This is a genomic window from Rhodococcus sp. KBS0724 (assembly GCF_005938745.2).
Taxonomy (GTDB): domain Bacteria; phylum Actinomycetota; class Actinomycetes; order Mycobacteriales; family Mycobacteriaceae; genus Rhodococcus_F.
This window is the reverse complement of sequence record NZ_VCBX02000002.1, coordinates 51176-68643: the sequence shown is the minus strand read 5'-3', so window position 1 is coordinate 68643 and position 17468 is coordinate 51176. Positions and strand designations below refer to the sequence as shown.

At 62.0% G+C, this 17468-nt stretch carries 11 protein-coding genes and 3 pseudogenes; 3 read left to right on the top strand and 11 right to left on the bottom strand.

Annotated elements, in window-relative coordinates:
- The first annotated feature begins 588 nt into the window (after window positions 1–588).
- On the top strand, window positions 589–3894 hold the full coding sequence (locus tag FFI94_RS31210) for a protein kinase domain-containing protein (RefSeq protein ID WP_138873802.1): 3306 nt from the start codon (window positions 589–591) through the stop codon (window positions 3892–3894).
- A 45-nt stretch (window positions 3895–3939) separates the two neighbouring features.
- On the opposite strand, the pseudogene FFI94_RS34835 reads toward FFI94_RS31210, so the two are convergent.
- The 7 genes and pseudogenes from FFI94_RS34835 to FFI94_RS31175 form a co-directional block, all read right to left on the bottom strand.
- Window positions 3940–4371 (bottom strand): annotated as a pseudogene (locus tag FFI94_RS34835) (tyrosine-type recombinase/integrase); the annotation flags it as partial.
- A gap of 237 nt (window positions 4372–4608) precedes the next feature.
- The gene (locus tag FFI94_RS31200) at window positions 4609–4932 is read right to left on the bottom strand and encodes a 2Fe-2S iron-sulfur cluster-binding protein (protein ID WP_138873801.1); all 324 of its coding nucleotides are present in this window, start codon (window positions 4930–4932) and stop codon (window positions 4609–4611) included.
- 102 nt (window positions 4933–5034) lie between these two features.
- Window positions 5035–5910, bottom strand: a pseudogene (locus FFI94_RS31195) (transposase); the annotation flags it as partial.
- Between the two features lie 213 nt (window positions 5911–6123).
- Entirely contained in the window at window positions 6124–7329 is a 1206-nt protein-coding gene (locus tag FFI94_RS31190) for an MBL fold metallo-hydrolase (protein ID WP_138873799.1), read from the bottom strand.
- Window positions 7330–7473: 144 nt separating this feature from the next.
- The gene (locus FFI94_RS34830) at window positions 7474–7605 is read right to left on the bottom strand and encodes a WhiB family transcriptional regulator (protein ID WP_397495593.1); all 132 of its coding nucleotides are present in this window, start codon (window positions 7603–7605) and stop codon (window positions 7474–7476) included.
- Window positions 7606–7928: 323 nt separating this feature from the next.
- A complete protein-coding gene (locus FFI94_RS31180; protein WP_138873798.1) occupies window positions 7929–9233 on the bottom strand; it encodes an amidohydrolase family protein in 1305 nt (434 codons plus the stop codon).
- 27 nt (window positions 9234–9260) lie between these two features.
- The gene (locus FFI94_RS31175) at window positions 9261–10922 is read right to left on the bottom strand and encodes an alpha/beta fold hydrolase (protein WP_138873797.1); all 1662 of its coding nucleotides are present in this window, start codon (window positions 10920–10922) and stop codon (window positions 9261–9263) included.
- Window positions 10923–11090: 168 nt separating this feature from the next.
- On the opposite strand from FFI94_RS31175, the gene FFI94_RS31170 reads away from it, so the two are divergent.
- Window positions 11091–11759: a FadR/GntR family transcriptional regulator gene (locus FFI94_RS31170; protein WP_138873796.1), complete on the top strand. Its 669-nt coding sequence runs from the start codon at window positions 11091–11093 to the stop codon at window positions 11757–11759.
- A gap of 515 nt (window positions 11760–12274) precedes the next feature.
- Window positions 12275–12379 (top strand): annotated as a pseudogene (locus FFI94_RS31165) (FadR family transcriptional regulator); the annotation flags it as partial.
- 586 nt (window positions 12380–12965) lie between these two features.
- Here the strand turns inward: FFI94_RS31165 and FFI94_RS31160 are convergent.
- The 4 genes from FFI94_RS31160 to FFI94_RS31145 are packed head-to-tail and all read right to left on the bottom strand — an operon-like array spanning window position 12966 to window position 17449.
- Window positions 12966–13403 carry a Zn-ribbon domain-containing OB-fold protein gene (locus FFI94_RS31160; RefSeq protein WP_185993455.1) on the bottom strand — a complete coding sequence of 146 codons (438 nt, stop codon included), beginning with the start codon at window positions 13401–13403 and terminating at the stop codon, window positions 12966–12968.
- Window positions 13400–14566 carry a thiolase family protein gene (locus FFI94_RS31155; protein WP_138873794.1) on the bottom strand — a complete coding sequence of 389 codons (1167 nt, stop codon included), beginning with the start codon at window positions 14564–14566 and terminating at the stop codon, window positions 13400–13402. Before FFI94_RS31155 ends, FFI94_RS31160 begins: the two co-directional genes overlap by 4 nt.
- A gap of 51 nt (window positions 14567–14617) precedes the next feature.
- On the bottom strand, window positions 14618–16189 hold the full coding sequence (locus FFI94_RS31150) for an ABC transporter substrate-binding protein (protein ID WP_138873793.1): 1572 nt from the start codon (window positions 16187–16189) through the stop codon (window positions 14618–14620).
- Between the two features lie 33 nt (window positions 16190–16222).
- Complete coding sequence (locus tag FFI94_RS31145) at window positions 16223–17449, bottom strand: CaiB/BaiF CoA-transferase family protein (protein ID WP_138873792.1); 1227 nt, start codon at window positions 17447–17449, stop codon at window positions 16223–16225.
- Window positions 17450–17468: the final 19 nt, after the last annotated feature.

The following is a 17468-nucleotide window of genomic DNA, read 5'->3' as shown; positions in this document are numbered from 1 at the left end:
TTTGGATTATCTACGTATTGTGAGAGTGGGCAGTTGGGGGAGGGGTGTTCGATCGGTGGTATCAGCAGATCGTCGGCGCCGAAGGTGCAGTTGTCGACGGCAGGCGAAAATCTCTGGGAGGACGTCGAGGGCATGCAGGCTGCCGTTGATACACAAACTACCGATCTAGACTCCCCCAAACCGAAGTAACGAGCTAACCTGGCGGTGGCATAGCGAGGAGGCGACGACGTACTCTCGCTACATCGCTACCCCCGCTGCCTTGCCCAATAGAGCGGCGCTGGCGTGCCCGCAGTAGGCCGAGTGTCGGTTGTCGAGCGTAACTTCTTCCCGCGAGCGAGGCATTTGTGGGCAATCCGGTGAGGTCTCAACGAGATGCCTGTGCCTTCGTCTGCGGCTGGGCGGGCCCTTCGAAGCCTGTATTTAGCCGACTGGGCTCTCGGGCGAGGCGAGTTGACATCTAGAAAGTGGAGGTTCTCGTCCTACAAACGTGGTTTGACGGCGATATCCTGAGGACACAGTTTCCGAGGCGATTATGTGCGTGGGATCGCTCATCACACTGCCGCGGATCGGATGAATAGTTGGTGGCCGATGGCCGAAGATGATGATCGACGCGAAACGCAGCGCCATGTGGTCCGCCCGCTCACTGCGGAACTGCAAGCGGCGGGATTCGAAGACGCCGAGGAAATCGGGCGTGGTGGCTTCGGCGTCGTTTACTGTTGTGCACAGCCAGACCTGGACCGCATGGTGGCGGTTAAGGTGCTTAACACAGACTTAGACGACGTGGATACGGCGCGGTTCTTCCGGGAACAGCGGGCAATGGGCAGACTGAGCGGGCACCCGAACATTGTTAACATCCTGCAAGTCGGCGCCACCGAGAGCGGTCGACCGTACATCGCGATGCACTACTACCGACGAGGCTCCTTAGAGGCCCGAATCCGCCAGCATGGTCCGATTCCGCTCGATGAGCTGCTTCGGGTGGGAGTGAAAATAGCAGGTGCGGTGGAGACTTCACATCGACTTGGGATCTTGCACCGCGATATCAAGCCCGCGAATATTCTGCTCAACGACTACGGTGGACCGGCGTTGAGCGACTTCGGTATCGCACGCATCCCGGGCAGCTTCGAGACCGGCACGGGGATCGTCGCCGGTTCCCCGGCATTCACCGCCCCGGAAGTGCTCCGAGGAGATCCACCCAGCCCTGCCTCGGACGTCTACAGTCTGGGCGCGACGTTGTTCAGTGGCCTGACCGGGCACGCAGCCTTCGAACGACGCAGCGGTGAGCGGGTGGTGGCACAGTTTCTGAGGATTACCGCCCAACCCGTTCCGAACCTACGTGAGCAGGGCATCGATGACGACGTGTCCGCAGTCATTGAATGCGCCATGGCGGCGGATCCGCAGGACAGGCTCTCGCTCGCGGACCTGGGAGACGAACTTCGACTACTTCAGCTCCGCCGCGGTTTCATCGTTGATGAAATGGCACTGCACGCCGATCAGAGTGCACAGCAGTGGAAAGATTCCCCTGCCCCAACAGGGCCCCGTTCCACGGAGCGCGCCACCTTCGGTCAGCGCCGGTTCTCGTCGCATTCACTTCGGGGCACAAAGGGGAAACTTCCGGTCGAGCTGACCAACTTCGTCGGGCGCCGGCGTGAGTTGACAGAGACCAAAGCAATGTTGGCGTCGTCGCATCTCGTGACACTGACCGGAATCGGTGGCGTCGGTAAGACCCGTTTGGCGTTGCGGGTTGCCGAGAACATGAGACGCGAATTTGACGACGGGGTATGGCTGGTGGAGCTGGCAGAGCTGTCCGACGGGTCGTTGCTGACTGAGGTAATCGCCGGTGAGCTCGGACTGTGGGACCACTCGGCGATGTCATTGCATGACGTGCTGTTGGAGTTCTTCCGCTCCCGGGAATTGCTGCTGGTGCTGGACAACTGTGAGCAAGTCGTGGACGCAGCCGCCGAGCTTTCCGGAACCTTGTTGCGTGCGTGCTCGAGGATGCGAATCCTCGCCACCAGCCGTGAACCCTTGGGGGTCGATGGAGAAGCGGTGTTTCGAGTACCTCCGCTGATGGTGCCGGACCCCGAGCAGCAGTCTTCCTCGCAGGGCTTGAACAGTTATGACGCAGTCACGTTATTCGTCGACCGCGCCGCCGCAGCCGTCGCTGGATTCGAGCTCACCGACGACAACAAGATGGCGGTGGCTCAGATCTGCCACCGTCTCGACGGTTTGCCGCTGCCAATCGAGTTGGCGGCAGCGCGGCTACAAGCGATGTCTCCGCAGCAGATCCTGCAGCGGCTCACCGACCGATACGCACTACTGACTCGTGGAAGCCGGGTCGCTCCGTCACGGCAGCAAACCTTGCGGCTGTGTATCGACTGGAGTTATGAGCTGTGCACATCGGTGGAGCAACGGGTGTGGTCAAGATCGTCGGTATTCGCCGGTAGCTTCGAACTTGATGCCGCGGAACAGGTTTGCGGTGTCGGGCTGGATGCCGACGTACTCCTCGACGCGGTGACCACGCTGGTAGACAAGTCGATCCTGATACGCGAAGAATCTGGCAGGGTGGTCCGGTTCCGGATACTTGAAACACTGCGCGATTACGGACGCGAAAAATTGCTGCAGAGCGGTGAATATCCGCAAGTGCAACGGCGGCACCTGGATTGGTACGAACAATTGGCACTTGCTGCAGAGGCCGAGTGGATCAGCTCTCAACAGCTGCAATGGATCAGTCGGTTGGGGAGGGAGCAATCGAATCTGCGGGAAGCTCTGGAGTTCTGCGCGACGCACGCTCCCGATATCGGGCTCCACATCGCCGCTGCGCTGTTCCCGTTCTGGCTTTCCCAGAGTCTATTTGGTGAGGGTCGGCGATGGCTCGACCGTCTGCTTTCCCAGGATCCGGAGCGTCCGACCGTCGTGAGAGTCAAGGCGCTGTACGCCAACAGTATGCTGGCCGAACTACAGGGGGAGCTTCCGATAGGGGTCGCTCGGGTGCAGGAGGGACGCGCGCTCGCGGCACGGTCGGCTGACCCGGTGATTCATGCGGTGGTGGCGTACTCCGACGGTGTGCTTGCGCTCTTCAGCGGTGACCTTCGGCGTGCGTCCTCGTGCCTACACCATGCTCTCGCGACGTTCGGCTCGTGGGACGGCCACCTGCTACATATCGGAGCATTGCACATGTTGGGGATGGCACACGAACTCCTTGGCGAAATGGATCAAGCACTCCACTGCTACGAGCAGGTGCTCGCAATCACGGAAGTGCGTGGGGAGGCGATGTATCGCGCATATGCGCTGTGGGGCATGGGTATGGCGGTGTGGCGGCGGGGTGATGCGATTCAAGCAGGCCAACAGCTCGAACAGTCGCTGCGGCTGGCCCAGAAAGTGAATAATCCACGCACCGTCGCCACCTGTCTTGAGGTATTGGCCTGGATCTCCGTAGATGAGCGCGATGCGCATCGCGCCGTCGTGCTGATGTCTGCCGCCAAGGAGATGGGGAACTCCATCGGCGCCGCCGACGTGGTGTTTCCCGCCATGCTCGTCGACCACGAGCGGTGCGAGCAATCGAGTCGACGAGCGCTCGGGGCGCGAGCGTACAAGACAGCACGCAATCAGGGGCGACGACTAGGCCTCGATGCCGCCGTAGCCTATGCCCTCGGAGAACGGACTCCGGCGCCTAGTACTTTCACTGACGAAACGTCACCGAGACTGACCAAACGGGAGCGACAAGTCGCCGGACTGGTTAGCAAGGGGTTTACCAACAAGGAAATCGCGGCTCGACTCGTGATCTCGCCCCGCACGGCGCAAGGCCATGTGGAGCACCTTCTGACCAAACTCGGATTCACATCTCGTGCACAGATCGCCGCGTGGGTAGTGGAACAAGCGAGCAGCAATCGCTAACAGTTACAAAAATTGACGTAATAATGCCCTGCGGCAATCAACGAGATAGCGAATCGTCATCTGGTGGGTGACATGTCCGAGCAGTGCATCAACGCTTGCAGGCTCATGCCGGTATTGGCGATTTCGGTGGCCCGGGTATGGCGCAGCTGGTGCGGAGTGACCATGAGAACAGTTCCGTCCGGGCCGCGTAGCCCGGCGTGCTCGGCGGCGGTGATCAGCTCGATCCCGCGCAAACGAATCATCCAGACGTGCGACCTCATTCATACTCGTGGCGTCGATGAACGGAGACAATGACCGCGGGAGAGGCTGGTCGAGTTTCGGGGCGTTCGCGGCGAACACCAGTCAACGAGCAGATGCTTGATCCCAGCCCCGTTCGGTGATGTCGTCAAGCAGGTTACGCAGGCTTAGCACTGCCGACTGGACATTAAGTGAAGTCGGTGATCGTCGCACAAAGATCAGACCCGGCCAGTGTCGGGTTTCGAGGAGGTGGGTTCCACGATCCGTGCGACCACAGCGAGGCCCTGGAAACACGTTGCCGTCGACAGCATCGAATCCGAGGGGGCGGTATGCGGCCTGTACCCGACACAAACACCTTGACAAGCTCCCCATGGGGCTTGACTGGACCGCGACCTGTGGCGCAGTAATGACCCCTGAGGGCTTCTTTACTGCGCCACAAGTAGCGATTGCATCGGTGGCCTGTCCTCAATGGGGCAGCTACCGCTGTGTCTCGGGCATTCGCACTACAATTTGGTCATGCTCGTCGGTGATGACCAATCCGCAGGACAGCCGGCTGTTGTCCAGGCGGTCACACGCGGTGGCCTCGAGCATCTCGTCCTCGTCCTCGTCGACCGCCGGGAAATCGTTCAGATTCGACTCGTCGACGTAAACGTGGCATGTTGCGCACATGGTCTGACCACCGCATTCGGTGTAGATGCTTGCGACCCCGTTGCTCAGCGCTCCTCGCATAATATTCGTGCCGGGATCGAGGTCGAGGATAGTTTCCTGACCGGCGTGACTGATATAGCTGACTTGTGCCATCTTTGAGCTTCTCTCTGGGGACTGCGGGGACTGGGCCGGACGTTATTCCAAGCGAAGGGCCTGCTTCGGACATCGGTGCAATGCCATACGCACCTTGCGGTCGAGTTCCTCGGTGTACATCACCCGCCGAAGATGCCGGTTGTAGCGGTACGGGCGATGATGGCGCCCAGTGGTTTTCCCGGAATCTCGTGGCACCGGCGCTAGCCCTGCGTAGGAGGCGAGGCGGTCGGGGGAGGCGAATGCCTCGATGGTGCCGATCGCGGACAGGAACTCCGCCCCGAGGCGCGGACCCATGCCCGGCGTGCTGATCACGATCTCGGCGAGTGGGTGCTGGCGGAACCGGCTTTCGATTTTCGCGTCCAACTCGACCAGCAGCGCGTTGAGGCGCAGTACGTCCCGCGCCAGGTCCGCGACCAGTTCGGCGGCGAGTTCCTCGGCCGGCAGGTGCACCGACTGGGTCTTCGCCGCGTCGACTGCTGCGGTGGCGATCTTCGCAGCGGTGGTAGGTCGTAGACCCTGCGAGGTGAGCAGTGCGGTCAGGCGGGAAACTCCTGCCCGACGTACCGCTTTCGGTCGCTGGTAGCGGCTGAGCAGGATCACCCAACCGTGGTGTTCGGCGATCTTCGACACCCGCTCGAGGGCCGGGCAGACGGCGGTGAGTTGTTGGCGGAGTTGACTGATCGTGCGAATGCGGTCGGCGACCACGTCGTTGCGTCGGGTGATCAACATCCTCATCTCCGGCACCACTGTTTCGTCGGGTTGCAGGTGGGTGAGGTCGCGCCGCATGCGGGATTGGTCGGCTATCACCCGCGCGTCCTTGGCGTCCGTTTTTCCTTCGCCGCGGTAGCAGGCGGAGGCGCGGTTGACGGCGCTACCGGTCAGGTACTGCACACTCTGGTGATGGTCGAAGAGTATCGCCAGCAGCAACGACGCTTCGACGGCGATCAGATCCACCGTCCACGCCACGTCGGACGCCACCGCGCGAGTCAGCCGAGCAACTCACGAACGACGGAGCCGCGCCCCTTTGTGCAGGGGAGGGGCTCCGCTTTCGTATCTCTGGTCTGATGCGCGTCGAGCACGCCCTAAACCCCGAATGTCTGGTGGTGTGCGGTATTTGAAACGAGACGGGTGGCGCTCAGGCGTGGGAGCACGGCGCTGATCAGCATCGCTGCGGCGACAGTGAGGTATCGATCAATTGGTGCGTTTTCCGACGCCGATCTCCATCAGGTCTTCGCCGACGATCAGGTCGCCCGAGAAGCCGGCGGCCGCGGCCTGCCACCGTTCAGCCGGGTTATTTCCCGGCGCGAGATGCGAGAGGACCAGTGTTTTCACCCCCGCTTCCTCGGCGACCGGACCGACCTGCTCGATCGTGGTGTGCGAGTGCAGGAGGTGTTCGATGAACCCTTCTTCTTCTGGACTGTACGGCGGTTCGCCGTAGAGGGCTTTGACCCAGTCGGCGTCGATCACCTCGTGGACGAGGATGTCGGCACCGGTGGCCAGGGTGATCAGGTTGGGGTTGGGCGCGGTGTCGCCGGAGAAGACGATGGACCCGTCATCGGTGTCGAACCGGAAAGCGAAGGCGGGGTAGACGGCGCCGTGATCGACGAGGGTTGCGGTCACCCGGACGCGGTCATCCTCCATCACCAGGAACGGGTCCATGACCGGGAACTGGTTGGTATTGGCCCGGGCCCTGACTTCGGCGGGAATCTGAATGTCATGGGTGCGAATGAGCTTGTCGAGGCCGGGTTTACCGGAGTCCCGGAGCCGGTCGTTGATGTCGGTGGCGTACGCCTGGGTGAGATAGTTGGTCATGTCCACCGTGCCGGGGGTGGGGTTGTCGGGGTTGACGACCGGAATGTCGGTGGTGCCGGAGATCGGGGGTAGGGCGCCCCGGTCGCCGGGTCCGTAGACTTCGACGGGTGCCGGACCGGGCAGGCCGTGATACCAGCCGGAGAGCACGATGTTGAAGTAGTCCATGGTGTGATCGGAATGCAGGTGCGTGAGGAAGACGCTGCGCAGGCCCTCGTAACCGTGGAAGTCGCCGTCCTTGCCGAGGTTGGCCAGCCGCAGTTGGTGTGCGACACCCATTCCGCAGTCGACCAGGTAGAAGGAGCCGTCCACGACGACGGCGGAGGCGATCCCGTGGCGGGTCTGGTCGCCGCCGTTGTGGGGGGCGATCCAAGTCATCGGTCCGCCGGCGGTGCCGAGCAGGGCCAGTCGGGTGCGGTGCGAGCGGGCGTTGTCGACGTAGTTGAAGGTGTCGGTGCTCGCTGGGGAGGGGGTGTCGGCGGAGGAGCACCCGGCCAACGCGGTCGCGGTCCCGAGTGCCATGACGCCGGCGAGCAGTCCGCGGCGGGAGAGCGAATGTTGGTGAGCTTCATGGATGAGGTTGCACATCGAAATAGTCCTTCGCTGAAATTCGGCACGGGGGCATCGGCAGGTCTGTGTGAGCAGCATTGTCGGAGCGCTCCGTGAGGATTGGGTGACGACGGTGGTGCGGGCCGTCGAAGGGGCGCCAGGTGCGCCGATAGCGTGGGTGCTTCAGGAAGCGAGCGGTGCGGACTGGGCGGTGGCGGGGTTCTTCGTCCCGGCGCGTTCGCGTTCGGTCATTGCGCCCCACACCCCGTGTGGTTCGGGGGTGTCGAGGGCATGGGTGAGGCAGTGCGACCGCACCGGGCAGTCGCCGCAGATCTTCTTGGCCGCGTTCTCGCGGCGGATTCACTGTCCGGCGGTTTCGCCCTCGGGGGCGAAAAAAGTCGCCGAACAGGTGAAGCGGCATCGGGCATGGAGTTGCCAGTCCCAAAATTCGGTGACGGCGATGAGCTTGGCCTGCTGCCGCAAGTGCAGAGTTGACGGCTCTCCTCGGGCCCGGGCGACGGCCCGCCGCGGGACACACACGGATCTCGGCGGACGTGATTGTCCGCGGCCGGCCTGTGGGGTGGGTGCGCCACGCTCACGCTCCCCACCCTCACCGGCCGGTGAGGGTCAGCGAATTCCTACGCGGGGATGGGGTTGCCCCGGTGGGTTTCGCTGAGTTCGGCCGGGCGCGCCGACTGTCCGGAGCCCGGGTCTTTATGAAAGGCACCGTTTTTCATGATGCCGACGATCTTGGCCTGGTCCTGCAGGATCGTGATGTCCTCGAGGGGGTCACCGTCGATGAGGATCATGTCCGCGTAGAACCCGGCCTGGACCTGTCCGAGGTCGTCGGGCATCCGCATGATCTGCCCGCCGAGCGCGGTGGCCGCGAGCAGGGTGTCCTTCGGGGAGAACTCGAGGAGTTCGACGAAGTGCTGCAAGTCGCGGGCGTAGGTGCCGTGTGGGGTCCAGGCGAAGCCGTAATCCCCGCCGGGCAGCACCCGGATTCCGCGTTCCTTCATCCTCTTCAGCGCATCGATCGCACAGTCGAGTTCGTGCTGGTATCCGGCAGCTTCGGCGGCCTCGGGGGGATACCCGAACGCTTCGGCGTCGTGCAAAGTGGCGACCAGCCAGTTCAGCCCGGGTGCGACGAAGATGCGGTCCTTCTGCGCTTCGAGCATGTCCAGGCCTTCTTCGTCGGTGAAGGAGGCGTGGTAGATGATGTCGACACCGTTGCGCAGCGACATCTTCACGCTCTCCCCGGACCGGGCGTGGGAGCACACCCGCAGCCCGCGGCGGTGTGCTTCGGTGACCGCGGCAGCGGTCTCCTCGTCCGAGAAGTAATTGTCCTCGGCGTGTTGGTTGCCGGTGATCTCCTCGCCGGACATGCTCAGCTTCACCAGGTCCGCACCCAGGTCGACGTTGTTCCGGACCGCCTTACGCATCTCCTCGGGTCCGTCGGCGAAGGCGGTGATGCCCTTGACCAGGGCGCCGCCGGTGACCGCGATCTCCTGACAGTTCGCCAGGTAGCGGGGTCCGGGGATCTGGCCGGCGTTGATGGCGTCGCGGATCACCACATCGAGTCGCGGCTTGGCGGCGGCGGCACCGACACACATGGTGTAGCCCGAATCGATGTAGGTCTGCGCCGACCGGGCACAGAGCAGGGTGTGTTCTTCGACGCCCATCGTTCCGAGACCGGGAAGGTCGGCGGAGTTGACCCAGGAGAAGTGGGTGTGAGCATCACACAGGCCCGACATCAGGAACTGGCCCTGGCCGTCGATGACTCTCGCGCCTTCGCGAGGAAGATCTCCGGTGCCCTTGCGGACCTCGGCAATGCGTTCGCCTTCGACCAGCACTTCACCTTCGTACGGGTCGGAGCCGGTGGAGTCGAAGATCCGAACGTTGGTGAACAGGATGGACTGATCGGGGGTGTGGGCTGACGTCATTGTCGCCACTCCTTTCGTCGGAGAAGCTCAGGGCTTGTTCAAGAATTCCTGGAGCCGGTGGGTGAGAGCAGTTGGATCTTCGAGGGAATGCCAGTGGCCCACCCCGTCGAGCACGTGCTTCTGCGCGTTGGGGTAGATCGAGAGCAGTTCGTCGTTGACCGCGACCGGGCTGACCTTGTCCTCGTCGCCGGTGAGCAGCAGAACGGGGGCGTCGATCGACGCGAAGTCGGGTTCGACGGCGGCGGCGAGGGCTTCGCAGGCGCACGCGTAAGCCTCCGGGTTCTGGCCGAGGAGCAGTTCGCGGACCAGGGCCACCGATGTCGGGCGGGTGCTGTGCGTTTCCTGCGACAGCGCCGCTGCGACGATGGTGTCGGCGACGGCGGACATGCCGCCCTCGCGAACGGTGCGGGCGCGGGCGCGGGTGGCGGTCTTGGCTGCCTCCGGCTGAGCGCGAACCGCGCCGAGCAGCGCGACCTTGCTGACCCGCTGCGGGTACTTGGCGGCGAAGGTGTTCGCGACCAGGGTGCCCATCGAGTGCGCGACCAAAGCGGTCTGCTCGATGCCCTCGGAGTCGAGCAGTTCCCGCAACTCCTCGACCCAGTTGTCGATGCTCGCGGGCCCGGCGAACGGGGAGCGGCCGTGACCGGACAGGTCGTAGCGCAGCACGGTGTGGGTTTCGGCGAGCGTCGCGACCTGCGGCTCGTACACGGTGGTTGCACCGCCGAGGCCGTGGATCAGCACGACCGCCGGCCCGCTGCCGGTCTTCTCGACGAACAGCTCGCTGGTCCCGACCGAGATGAGGTGGTCCACCGTGGCCGGAATGCCGATGCTGTTGCGCAGCTCGCCCAGGCCGGGGGCGGAGACGATCACCTCGTCGCCCTCGACCAGGTACTTCGGCGGGTCGAAGCCGATACCGACGCCGACGGGAGTGCCGGTGGCGATCACGTCACCGGGCTCGAGGGTGATGCCCGCCGAGAGCGTCTCGATTATGGTGGGCACGTCGAAGATGAGCTGGGCGGTGTTGGTGTCTTGCCGCAGTTCACCATTGACGCGGGTCTGCAGCTGCAGGTCGTTGATGTCGATCTCGTCCGCGGTGACGGCCCAGGGGCCAAGCGGGCAGAACGTGTCGAGGGACTTGCCGATGAACCACTGCTTGTGGTCGCGCTGCAAGTCGCGGGCGGTGACGTCGTTAATGAGGGTGTAGCCCCACACAAAGTCCATCGCGTCGTCGCGGCTGACCTTGGAGGCACGTTTGCCGATGATGATGCCGATCTCGCCCTCGTAATCCAGGGCAGAGGTGATATCGGTGTGCGGGTCGACCGAGTCGCCGGAGGCGATGACCGTGGCGGCGGGCTTGGTGAAGACCACCGGGTACTGCGGCACGTGCTGGCCATCCGCGGATCCGGTCGCGTCGAACCCGCTCTTGGCGAACTCGGCGGCGTGCTCGGAGTAGTTCCGCCCGACGCAGAACACGCTGCGGTGCGGGGTGATGGGGGCGAGCAACTTGCCGCCCTCTGCGACGGTGCTGGTGCTCAGCCGGCCGAGTGCAGCTGCGCCGCCGGCGATGATCTCCTGCAGCTCGCGTACCGGGACACCGGTGTCACCGAACCGAACGGGCAGTGCAGCTCCGTTCGCGTCCACAGCGCAGACGGCCACGCCGTTCTTACCTTGAATCCGCGCGAAGCGCATGAAACCTCCTGTGAAACCAATGTGAACCAAACCGAGTTACGGTTCGTATTGGTTACGATAGGTCTATTGATCTGTGATCGTCAACACTCAATTTTTCCCGATAATGGCAAGCATGACGTAAATCGGCCCCTATAATTGGTCTCAATTGGTTCATCGAGAGGAATTACTGTGACCCTGGCTGTAGGCCCCACGGCGGCCGCCCTGCGGCACATCGAAGCCCTCGTCGTCGAGCAGCAGTTAGGCCCAGGGGACAAGCTGCCGACCGAACGGGAACTGGCCGCCGACGCCGGTGTCAGTCGTGCTGTGGTCCGGTCCGTCCTCGAAGAGCTTGAACACCGTGGAACCGTGGTGCGGTACGTCGGTCGGGGCACATTTCTCTCCCCCCGGGAATCCCACCCGGAGACGGCGAACCATCCCAGCCCCAGCGAAATCATGAGCTCGCGGCTCATCCTCGAACCGGAACTGCTCCCACTCGCCGTCGCCGCAGCGACCCGCGACGACATCGAGGAAATGCGGCGCTGCCTGCACGGCGGGGACGGCGCCCGATCCTCGGAGGAGTTCGAGAGGTGGGACACCGCGCTGCACCACAGCTTTGCGCTCGCCACCCACAACATCGTCCTGATCGGGGTCAGTCAACTCCTCATCGATAGCCGTCAGCAACCGATCTGGGGCGGCCTGAAGAAACGCACCTTCAGCCTTGAACTGCACCGTGAATACTGCGGCGAGCACGAGGACATCGTCGAAGCCATCGCCGACCGCGACCCGGACAGCGCCCGCACCGCGATGCGCGTGCATCTACGACACGTCCGTACGACTCTGCTGGGGGACAACGCCTGACCGACCGCTGCGCCACTCACTAAGGATCGGAACAGGTTTCGGTGGTCGAAAGGGAAAACTTACGAGTCCTTTGTCGCGGACTACTGATCGGAAAATCGCTGAACATCGACTCGTGCCGCCACGACTCTGGTCAGTTGCCGTGCCCAACTCGCCCCGCAATCAACAGCCCCCGGCACCGACGTGATCCGCACAGTTCCTGGTGGATCACCACACCCCGAAGCGGTGAGGAGTACACACGCTGCACTAGGCGCAGCGCACCACCCATCGCCCCGCGAACGCGCGGGCCCGGTCGCCCTCAACGCCCGAAGTGACTCAACGGAACCATCTTTCGATCTCTGAACGGTGTGCACAGGTTGTTCTTGGCTGCGCGTGCCGCATTGATGATCTCGCAGCATCTTGTAACGTGATACAACCACGATTGATGCACGCGGGTAGGAAAATTATGGGGGAGCGATGGCCGAGAATTTCGTCCGACTTCTGTTCGACGACCTTGACGATGCCGCGGCGAGCACCAGGACATCGTCGACGCCATCGCCGACCGGGACCCGGACAGTGCCCGCACCGCGACGAGGGCTCATCTACGGCACGTCCGTACGACTCTGCTGGGGGACGACGCCTGACCAGACCGCAATGCCACCCGCCACGACGGAGCAGGTTTCGGTCACCCCGTTATATGCAATGCAACTGCATGGCCCGAACCTTCAGGGAACGCCCATCGTTACTCGCGATCCATCCGCTCTTGTCTGCATCATCGATCGACGTCGACGGACAGGCCGATCTGTAGTGCGTGCAGCATCGGTATTGTCGATCTTACCGCCCCCTCGATCCGGTGAGCCCATCGCTGCAATATCAGCAACCGAAATCACGCCGCAAAAACTCGCAGAGAGATCAGCTCGGCAAGAGCTGGTATGCAAGGACCACGACGGCGTCTGTTGCTTCGGCGTGTAATCCACGTGCGTGCGGGCTCAAGTCCCGTTGGGCTTCGCAAAATCCCTTCTATACTGCATCAGTTGTTGCGGCCAGGACAAAACTGCGGCGTGACTATTGAACCCGATGAGAATCTCGTAGTGATCTGCGACCGGTAGGCATTCGACGGATGTCCTCAAGCCGCCGAAGCGAGACCGGACCGGTGAGGCCGCAACAGCGTGGACAGATCCCGAGAAGCGCATCTTGAAGAGGACATCGCATATTTACGTTCAGCCGACTTCACCGCGGGGCGGAGGTCTCGGATTGATTTCGCAGTTGAAAAACCGGTATCACTGATTCACTAGCGATTGTTTGAAAGACCACCCCGACTGGCAGGCCGACCTGCAGGTCTATCCCGTTGGAGCCGATCAGGTTCGTATGCATGAGAGGTCCTTCGTCGAGCTTCACCACCGCAACGACAGTACGTTCCTCGGTGAAGGACTTGCTGTATTTCTGATGCACGACAGTCCATGTATGCAGGGTTCCGCCACCGCTGGCCGTCACCCAGATCATGTCTTGCATGCCGTGTTGGGGGCAACATCCTGCAGGCCAGAATGATTCAGCGCAGATACGGCAGCGGTAGATGAGCAGGACATGGTCACGACATGCGTCCCAGAATGGTTGATCGATCGCGTCTTCTACGACGTCACCCGGTAGGGGCCGGTCGACGGGGATCATCGAGCTGCACCCAGGATGAGGGCGGCGTGTGCCCAGGATCCCTGTATTCCGCCGTTCCCCCCAGATCCGCTGACCAGGCATGTCTGCGCGCCGACAACCTGATTGCTCGGTGCCTCACCTCGCATCTGAAGAATCCCTTCGCTCAGCGGGGTAAATCCGGTGGCATAGAATCCGGATAGTTGACCGCCTCCGGTATTGGTCGGGATCGTGCCACCTGGCCCGGTGTGGCCGGCGGCAACAAATGAACCGCCTTCGCCTGGCTTACAGAATCCGTATTCTTCGAGTTGCATGAGCGTAGCAATGGTAAATGGTGCGTACAGCTGCGCAACGTCGATATCTTCGATTCCGACTTGAGCCTGTTCGAACGCGCGCTGCGCAGCGCGACTGACATTCATGGACTCGAACATCGAACCGTTCCACCAGCTTTCGATCCCATGCGAGGTGCCGGCTCCGAGAACTTCAACCGGGCGATCGGTGAGATCAGCTGCGCGTTTTGATGACGTGACGATGACGGCCGCCCCGCCGTCGGTTGGACGAGAGCAGTCGAGAAGCCGTAGGGGATCGACGATCATGCGCGAATCCTGGTGATCATCAAGGGTAATCGGCTGCCCGTAACCTTGTGCTCCGGGCCGAACCGACGCAAATTCTCGTTCGGTCACGGCAACTCTTCCCAGATCTTCCGACGTTGTCCCGTAAAGCGACATATGGCGACGGGCAGCAAGCGCATATGTCGCTGCGGGCCCGACCATGCCGTAAAGATAGGGATAGCCGTAGCTGTACGCCTTGATGTCTCTCTCAGTGCCAGCATTGCTGTGCGGATTGAGTTTTGGTGGAATTGACGAATACGCCTCGCCGTAGACGCAGGCTACGTGTCGAGCCTGGTCCGTAGCCACAGCCCCGGCGGCCACCAGGATGCTGGCGACTGGAGATGCCCCTCCGGTCATGAGGGAATATGCAAAAGCAGGTGAAAGCCCCAGGTAGCGGAGGTCTTCCGGGGTTGCGCCTATGAAAATGTAACCATCGATGTCCGAACGTTGTAGGTTGGCGTCAGTCAAGGCGAGGTCAAGAGCTTGCCGCCGCAGCTCTCGACGGGAAATGCCAAGGCGTCGGCCTTGTTTGGTGAGACCCATGCCGGCGATCGCCACGTCGAGCTGTGAGTTCATGTGTTTCCACCTTCCAATCCGCAAACCGAACTCCTCGAGTTGCGTTGTGGGCTAACTCGTCAACCACAACTCTTCCGGCAACGGCGATCCGAGGCCGTACATGACGACGCCCTGCATATTCCGTCCTGCGATCACCGAGGGCGAGGACCGGATGTAGAACACGCCCGGAACCAACTCCGCAAGCCGCGTTTGCACAACGTCGTACGCCTTCTTTCGCTCTTCTGTCGAGGCTGCAACGCGACCGGCATCGAGCGCTGCATCGAGTCCGGGGTCGCTGATTCCGCTCATGTTTCCCGCAGACTTCGAATGGAAACCGGTCCACAATTCGGTGTCGGGGTCAAGAATATTCGCCGAAGTGATCACCATCTCGAAGTCGCGCTTTCCGACGACACTCGAGATGGCGGTGGAATCAACGGACTTGACTTCGACCTCGACATTGTCGAAGGCGCTCAGTTGAGCCTGCACACCCTCTGCGGTCATCTTGTTCTCAGCGCTCGAATACGAGGTAAAGGCGAAGGAGACCGGCTTACCTGCAGCAGCCAACTCGTCGAACAGCGATTGTGCCACTTCCTTGTCGTTCTTTGTCAGCGCTATGTTGCTGTAGAACGGGGATACTTCTGGGAACAGAGTCGTCGGGACGTCGCCCGTGCCGTTGTAGACCACGGTATTGAGCATGTCCAGGTCCAGTGCCAAGGAGACTGCACGGCGGGCCCTCGCATCGTCGAACGGAGCGCGACGAAAATTCATCGCCAGGTACTGTCCGCCGCCTGTTTGCACGAGATCTGTTGCGAACCCGGCTTTGTCGGCATCATTCAAGTTCGATGGATTGGTTTCGGATGTGAGGTCGGCACTGTCGGTGGTAACCGCGTTGTACCGTTGGGCAGTATCAGGCATGAACCGTACGGTGAGTGAGTCCAGGTACGGCTTGGGCGCATCCCAGTAGGCTGGGTTTCTTTTCAATACGATCTGATCCTGCCGTGTCCACGAGGCCAACGTGAACGGGCCGGCACCGATGGGTGCCGTATCGAATCCTTGGCTTCCCTTCTGCAGGGCGGTTGGTGACGCAATCCAGTTCATAGAAGTGGTGACCACGGCCTGCACGAAGTGTTGATTCGGCGCAACCATGGTGAGTCTCATTGTCGTAGGGTCGATTACCTCGGTTCCCGCGATCTGAGGAGTGACCTTACTCGCCCCTGAACCCAATGCGGGGTCGCGTAACCGATCCCAGTTGAACTTGACCGCTGCAGCATCGAGTGGGGTTCCGTCGGTGAACATCAGTCCTGGCCGTAGCTTCAGGATGTAGGTGCTTCCGCCATCTGTGGTGGAGAAGTCCTCAGCCATCTTGTATTCGATTTCGAGTGTCTCGACGTTGTTGATCATCAGCGTTCCGTACAGCGCGTTACCGAGTTGAGGTTGAGTCGCCCATGCATTTCCCAGTGTTGCTGGGTCAAGAGTGCGAGGTTCACTGACTTGGATGGTGCGACCGGTACCCCCGGCCACTGGACCGCCGACCTCTTCCGCGCTCGCGCCGGATTGGGGAACCTGGCCGCACGAAGTGAGCATCATGGTTGCCGCACATGCTGCACCGACCAGCGCGCAGAGTAGTCGTCTTTGTCGAATCATCGTGGACCTCTTAGATGAAGTAGGAAAATGGGGTCACATAATTGCGCGGTGTTCCTTGAGATCGCCGATCTCTTCCCAGTCCAGTCCGAGGCTCAACAGGACTTCTTCGGTGTTTGCGCCGTGCTCGGGGGCGCGTCGCAGCTCCGGAGGACCTTCATCGAATTGGACCGGACCATTCGGCATGGTCAGTACGGTGCCGTCGTCGGACTTCACCGAACCGAGATATCCGTTGGCTAGAACCTGGCGGTCCACCAGAAGCTCCTCGATCGATTGCACTGGAGCCCAGGGCAAGTCCGAGGTATCGAACCGAGTCACCCACTCCGCGTAGGAGCGTCCGGCGAATATCTCATCCAGAATCTGCAGGCAGTCCTCGCGGTTGTCGGCACGGTTGGTCATCGTCGTGAAGCGTTCATCGGCCGCCAACCCCGGTTGCCCCAGAATGGTGCAGAGCTCGACCCAGTATCGATCAGGTTGTAGAAGAGCGAGGGTGATGTGTCGGTCATCCTGCGTTCGGAAAACGTTGCCCAGTGGGTTTGGGCCTTGTCCGCGTGAGCTTCTGGCTCGTGGTTTGTTGCCCTGGACAGCGCCCAGCACGTCCGAGCCCAGCGTCCATATGGCGCTGGCCAACAGAGACACGTCGACCACGGACGGCTCACCGGTGCGTTCTCTCCGAAACAGAGCACCGGCAACACCGAATGCGAGGTTCATCGCGGCTTGCCGATCGCCGAACGCACCGCGGGGCGAGAGCGGATACTCGGATCCCTCAGGAGTCAGTACGTGTCCCATCCCGCCGCGCGACCAAAAAGCAGTGTTGTCGTATGCGGGAATGTCTTTGTCCGGTCCCCGAACACCGAAACCGTGTCCGCGAGCATAGATCAGCTGGGAATTATGTTGCCGCAGTTCGTCAACTCCAAGGCCCAGTCGGTCCAACGCTGATGATCGAAAGTTCGTGAGGAACACGTCTGCGTCGGCAATAATTCGATAAAAGATGTCGCGTCCCTCCGGATTCTTCAAATCGATTCCGACACTGCGCTTCCCGCGGTTCGCCAGTTCAATCGAATAGTTCACCGGTCCGGACCCGGTGGTCACGCCTTGCTCGATCAGTCCGCGGTAGGGGTCGCCGGCCGTCGGCGATTCCACCTTGATCACGTCGGCTCCCCAGTCGGCCAGCAATGCACCCGCCACCGGCACGAATACCCACTGAGCGAGTTCGACCACCTTGATCCCGTGGAAGACGTCCACTCCTATCGCAGCATTCAAAATCTATCCTTCCGTCGCC

Bases quoted from the DNA above. Each gene is read 5' to 3' on its own strand.
- FFI94_RS31175 (WP_138873797.1), bottom strand. From the start codon at position 10,922: ATGCGCTTCGCGCGGATTCAAGGTAAGAACGGCGTGGCCGTCTGCGCT.
- FFI94_RS31180 (WP_138873798.1), bottom strand. From the start codon at position 9,233: ATGACGTCAGCCCACACCCCCGATCAGTCCATCCTGTTCACCAACGTT.
- FFI94_RS31160 (WP_185993455.1), bottom strand. From the start codon at position 13,403: ATGATCCCCGTCGACCGGCCCCTACCGGGTGACGTCGTAGAAGACGCG.
- FFI94_RS31210 (WP_138873802.1), top strand. From the start codon at position 589: ATGGCCGAAGATGATGATCGACGCGAAACGCAGCGCCATGTGGTCCGC.
- FFI94_RS31150 (WP_138873793.1), bottom strand. From the start codon at position 16,189: ATGATTCGACAAAGACGACTACTCTGCGCGCTGGTCGGTGCAGCATGT.
- FFI94_RS31155 (WP_138873794.1), bottom strand. From the start codon at position 14,566: ATGAACTCACAGCTCGACGTGGCGATCGCCGGCATGGGTCTCACCAAA.
- FFI94_RS31200 (WP_138873801.1), bottom strand. From the start codon at position 4,932: ATGGCACAAGTCAGCTATATCAGTCACGCCGGTCAGGAAACTATCCTC.
- FFI94_RS31190 (WP_138873799.1), bottom strand. From the start codon at position 7,329: ATGTGCAACCTCATCCATGAAGCTCACCAACATTCGCTCTCCCGCCGC.